5 protein-coding genes are annotated in these 4621 nt (G+C 69.4%); 2 read left to right on the top strand and 3 right to left on the bottom strand.

All coding sequences use genetic code 11. The features are described 5' to 3' along the window. Positions 1-55 precede the first annotated feature (55 nt). The 3 genes from BT98_RS25335 to BT98_RS0119995 form a co-directional block, all read right to left on the bottom strand. Positions 56-1168 (bottom strand): site-specific integrase, encoded by a 1113-nt coding sequence (locus tag BT98_RS25335; protein ID WP_081798686.1) that lies wholly within the window; start codon positions 1166-1168, stop codon positions 56-58. A 61-nt stretch (positions 1169-1229) separates the two neighbouring features. Next, entirely contained in the window at positions 1230-1610 is a 381-nt protein-coding gene (locus BT98_RS26310) for an HVO_A0114 family putative DNA-binding protein (RefSeq protein ID WP_174978052.1), read from the bottom strand. Further along, the gene (locus BT98_RS0119995) at positions 1607-1894 is read right to left on the bottom strand and encodes a toxin-antitoxin system TumE family protein (RefSeq protein WP_027297471.1); all 288 of its coding nucleotides are present in this window, start codon (positions 1892-1894) and stop codon (positions 1607-1609) included. The genes BT98_RS26310 and BT98_RS0119995 overlap by 4 nt, the downstream gene beginning before the upstream one ends. A gap of 270 nt (positions 1895-2164) precedes the next feature. Between BT98_RS0119995 and BT98_RS26315 the strand changes: the two genes are divergently transcribed. Together BT98_RS26315 and BT98_RS26320 are read left to right on the top strand one after the other, a co-directional pair. Next, positions 2165-3295, top strand: coding sequence for a helix-turn-helix domain-containing protein (locus BT98_RS26315; protein ID WP_027297472.1), 1131 nt, complete (start codon positions 2165-2167; stop codon positions 3293-3295). 149 nt (positions 3296-3444) lie between these two features. Next, positions 3445-4488: a hypothetical protein gene (locus tag BT98_RS26320; protein WP_051544367.1), complete on the top strand. Its 1044-nt coding sequence runs from the start codon at positions 3445-3447 to the stop codon at positions 4486-4488. Positions 4489-4621: the final 133 nt, after the last annotated feature.

Genomic DNA, 4621 nt, shown 5'->3' on the forward strand with positions numbered 1-4621 from the left:
GGCAGATTCTCCAACCCCGCTACCTCGGAAACCCATTGACGGCGTTGGCTGACGGTCAGGACATCCCGTCATCCCCGGCAGCCGTCCAGATCCCGCGGGTGGGGTTGTTGCGCCACAGATCGGCCGGTCGCAGATAGCCGAGAGCGACCTCGGCGGAGCGGTGGCGGGTCTGTCGCATGACCTGGGCGAGGTCGGCGCCCCGCTCGCCGGCGGCGGTGGCGAGCCCCGCGCGCAGCGAGTGCCCCGAGAAGCGCTCCCACCCCTCCAGCCCGGCCGCCTCGGCTGCCCCCTTCACCAGCCGCCACACCGCCTTGTCCGACAGCGCGGCGGTGGAGAGCCGGCCCGCCTTGCTCATCCCCACGAACAGCGGCCGCTCCCGGTCGGAGCCCCCGCCGGTGATGTCGGAAGCCCCCTTCCGGAAGGCGAGCCAAGCCTCCAGCGCCGCCAGCGGGCAGCAGCCCGGCTCGGCCGGGTTGGCCCAGACGGCGACCTCCTGGCCGGCACCGCGCTGGTCGGTCTTGGAGCGGCGGATCAGCACGCGCAGGCCCCGGCCCGGGACGATCTCCACATCTCCCAGCGCCAGCCCGACCAGTTCGCTGCGCCGCAGCGCCGCCCCGAAGCCCACCAGCAGCAGCGCCCGGTCGCGGGCACCGAGCGGGGTGGTGGCGGGCGGGCGCGCGGCCAGCATCAGCCGCAGCGCGTCCGGGCCGGCCGCGGCGGCGCGCCTGCGGGGCCGGGTGCCGTGGCTGCGGGCGATGCCCTCGAGCACCATGGCCAGCCGCGGCTCGCGCGGATCCAGCGCCACGCCGGCCAGGCGGTGGGCGGCCTGGATGGCGGCGAGGTGGACGCGCAGGCTGGCCGGGCTGAGGCCCCGGCCGGCGCAGGCGGTGGCATAGAGGGTGAGCGTGCCGGCATCGCCCGAGAGCGGCTCGCGGCCGAGCGAGCGGCACCAGCGTTCGTAGCCACTCCAGGCGGAGCGGTAGGCCCGGCGGGTGCCGGGGCCGCGGGCGCGGGTGGCGTAGACCGCGGCCTGGGCGGCGAGTTCGCGGAGTTCGGCCGCGCGCGCGGCGCCGCCCGGCACCACGAGGTCGCCCAGCAGCGAAGTGTGCAAAGTCAGGCTACCGTCCGCGGCCGGGGTGGACAGGGCAGGGGGTGTCGGAGTGTCCATTTGGAGGCTGAGGCTATCCAGGATCGGTCTGCCTGTCCCACCCGCCTGTGAAGTCGCCGCCTCACGCGGCGACGGGCTGATCGAACCTCAGGGCAAAACGGATTTCCGAATGCGGCGCCCGCAGGGTCGTTCCCTGGCGCACGATCAGCCCGATCGCGGTGAGCGCCGTCACATCGTCATGGACCCGCCGGTAATCGCGGCCGAGGCTCTCCGCCAGGGCCTTCACGCTACGGGCCGGATGCCGGTGCAGATGCCGCAGCAGCGCCATCCGCTTCGGCGTCATCAAGGCCAGCAACCCCTCGATGTTCTCGAAGGTGATATGCTCCTCGGCTTCGGCAGCGTCACCGCGGTCGTAGGTGGCATCGGCCGCCAGCAGGCGGGCCAGGCTTTGCCGGTCGGCTTCCGCCCGGTCCGGCTCGAAATGGATATGGACCACGCTCATTTTTCGTCCCTTTCCTGATCGACCATGGCCCGGAACTCGGTGAGCAGGGTCACAAGGTCGCGGAAGCCGTAGGGGTGTTCCGTGCCATGCCGGTGGTAATGGTCGCCCTTCCCCCGTTCATTGTCGAAGCCGATCACGCGCCTTCCCTGGACCACGTAGACCAGCCGGTATTTGTAGCCGTGCTGGCTCGGTGGCACCGGGGCCGGAACGCGCCAGATGACCTCCTCACGGATGGCTCCGTCCGCGTAGACCAGCTTCTCCGCATGCAGCCGGACCGCGTTCATCGGGTTTATATGGCATGTAGTGACATATGCTGTCGAGGAACATTCTGAAATTCCGTCCGCAAAGAGCGATTAGCGGACGAAATACAGGGCGCTGGTTGCGGGGGTGGGACGCGGTCGCCGGGGGTGTTTGGCAGGGTGGCTGAGTAGCACAAGCAATACCCGGATATCAGTTTCAGAATACTTTATAAATTGCTGTTTTACCGTGTATCCTGGAAACGAAGACCTGAAGCTCAGAAGCCCCCTCCAGCGTCTTCGGACAGAGGTTTGTGCATGGCAGGCTGGGATGAGGATGAAGGTGATCCGGACGACGGCAGCACGCCGCTCTGGGCTGCGCGCCGGTCCGGACCGCCCCCGCCGGTGGTCACGCCCGAGCCCGCCCGGCTGCTGCGGCCCCTGGCCCGGGCCGAGGACCTGCTCTCGCGTCTCGACGCCCGCGCCGGGGCCGCTTCCGGGGCGTTGCGCGAGGGCCTGGTCGCCCGCCTGGCGCTCGCCGAGGCAAGCTCCTGGCTCACCCAGGCGGGGCTGCCCACCCATCCGCACGACCTTGGCCTGCGTGCCGCCGGCCTCACCGGCTCCTGGAGCGCGGCTTCCGACCTCCACCGCCTGGAGCGCGCCATGCCCGCCACCTGGGGCGGAAGCGACGGCGAGGTGGGCACGGTCGCGGCCGAGCACCCGGTGGAGCAGGCGCTCGCCCTGGCCCGCCTGCTGACGCGGCTGCCGGTCTTTCGCGGCGATCCGCTCGATGACGCCGATCGCCTTGCCGCAGCGCTGCGCAGCTTGGGTGACAGCGCCTGGCCGGCGGCCGCCGCATCGCCCGGCGCCGCGATCCCGGACGTCGCGGCCTGGCGGCGAGGCTGGCTGCGCACGGGGGAGGGCGTGCCGGCCCTGCTCGCCGCGGCAGGGGCCGCGGCCCGCTGGATGCGCGAGGCCGGGGAAGGCGACCTCGCCCGGCCGGAGCCGCAGCAGGCGATCTTCCTGGCCACCGTGCTGCTGAAGCGCCGGCGGCGGCTGGCGCAGGTGCCGCTGGTCTTCTGGAGCGGGGCGAGGCCGGGGGAGCGGCTGCCGCGACCCACCGGGGATCCGGCCGCTTGGCCGGGACTGTTCCTCGCCCGCGTGGCCGCCGCCGCCCGGCGCGGGCTGGAAGTGCTTGACCGGCTGGAGGCGGCGCAGGCAAAGCTCGCAGCCCTGACCGAGGGCAGCCGGCGCTCCTCCTCGCTGCCGGCAGCCGCAGAACTGGTGCTGCGCCGGCCGATCGTCACCGCACCGCAACTGGCGAAGGACCTCGGCCTGACCCACCAAGGCGCGCTACTGATCCTGGCCAGGCTGCGGGAGGCCCGCATCCTCCAGGAGGTGACGGGCAGGGGGAGCTTCAGGGCGTACGGGATCTATCCCCCTTCTTGATCGTCCAATCGACGCTCACAGGAAATAGGGCCATCGATGATCTCAATGATCATCTTTAGCCCTTGCGCACTCGCCTGGAATCTTAGATGATCTTCCTATGATCAAAACAATCATCGTAAGCCCCTGCTGATCGGAGCAGCAAAGTGCCTGTGGACAATATCGAGAGCATGCCTTGGCCAGACCGCTTCAACACGGAAGTCACCAACAACGCCCAATTCTGCGAGCTGTTCCTCTGGCTCGGCGAGACATTGGAGGCTGTCGCAGGCACGAAGCCTGCCGCGAAAGCGATGCAGGCGCTCGTGCATCAGGTATGGGCGGGCACACAAGGTGCCATCGGGACGCGGTTCGGCGAGGAAACACGCGCTCTCGAAGCGGGAGACTGGCGCAGTGTCGTGAGCTTCCCGGAGTTCTATGAGTCCACGCTGCGGGAAGACTACCTTCCGTCCTACAACGATTTCAACGACCTCTACGCCTACGTCATCGACGGCGTCGTCCTTCTCCCGCGCGATATGGTGGACAGCATCGAGCAGCGTCACACACACATTGCGGCGCTAATCGAACGCACCAGCCGCCTGCTGAAGAGGCTTCCTTCCGACTGGCATCCGTCGCGCCACGGTGAGACTTGGCCACTGGCCCGTCTGCACGCCTCCGCTCTCGCACGCTGGAAACTCGACAACGAGGAGCCTCTCAGTAGTAGTGAGATCGCGTTACTGGGCCGCGTGGACGAGCGCAGCGTGCTGAACGCCATGAGCACCGGGAGCTTGCCGAGACAGGAGGGTGGGATGTGCGCAGCTTCCGACGTTCACCGGTGGCTGCTGGCTGCGCGCCCCCGGAAGTTCCGGCGCTCGCGGTGGCTGGATCCGAACGACGATATGCTGACCTGGGAGGCGGGAGATACCCCCGTTGGCGAAACGACGGTGTACCTGCCCGTGGACGCCGATGGCGAGCCCTTCAAGCCGGAGTACGGGCGCAGGACCCGCAACGGCATCATCGGCTGGCGTATCGGCGAGAAGGGCAGGGAAGTCGTGAAGCACGACTTCTTCGAGGCACTGGATGCACTCAAGGAGATGCATCCGCCGCGCTGGCGCCGTCCCAACCAAGCCGGAAACTGGGGCATCGTGCGCGGTGAGCCACAGTGGAAAGCATATCCTCGCGCTGAGATCGAGCATCGGCTGGTGGAGGTGGTGCGATGAGCGCCACCGTGTGGGAGAGCGAGGCCATGGACCTGCCGCTCAGCAGGCACGCCCGCAAGCGCTCACAGCAGCGCAGTATCGGCCCCTTCGCCATCGACCTCCTGTTGCGCTTCGGGCAGTGCGAGCGCACCCG

The organism is Roseomonas mucosa ATCC BAA-692 (assembly GCF_000622225.1).
Lineage (GTDB): Bacteria > Pseudomonadota > Alphaproteobacteria > Acetobacterales > Acetobacteraceae > Roseomonas > Roseomonas mucosa.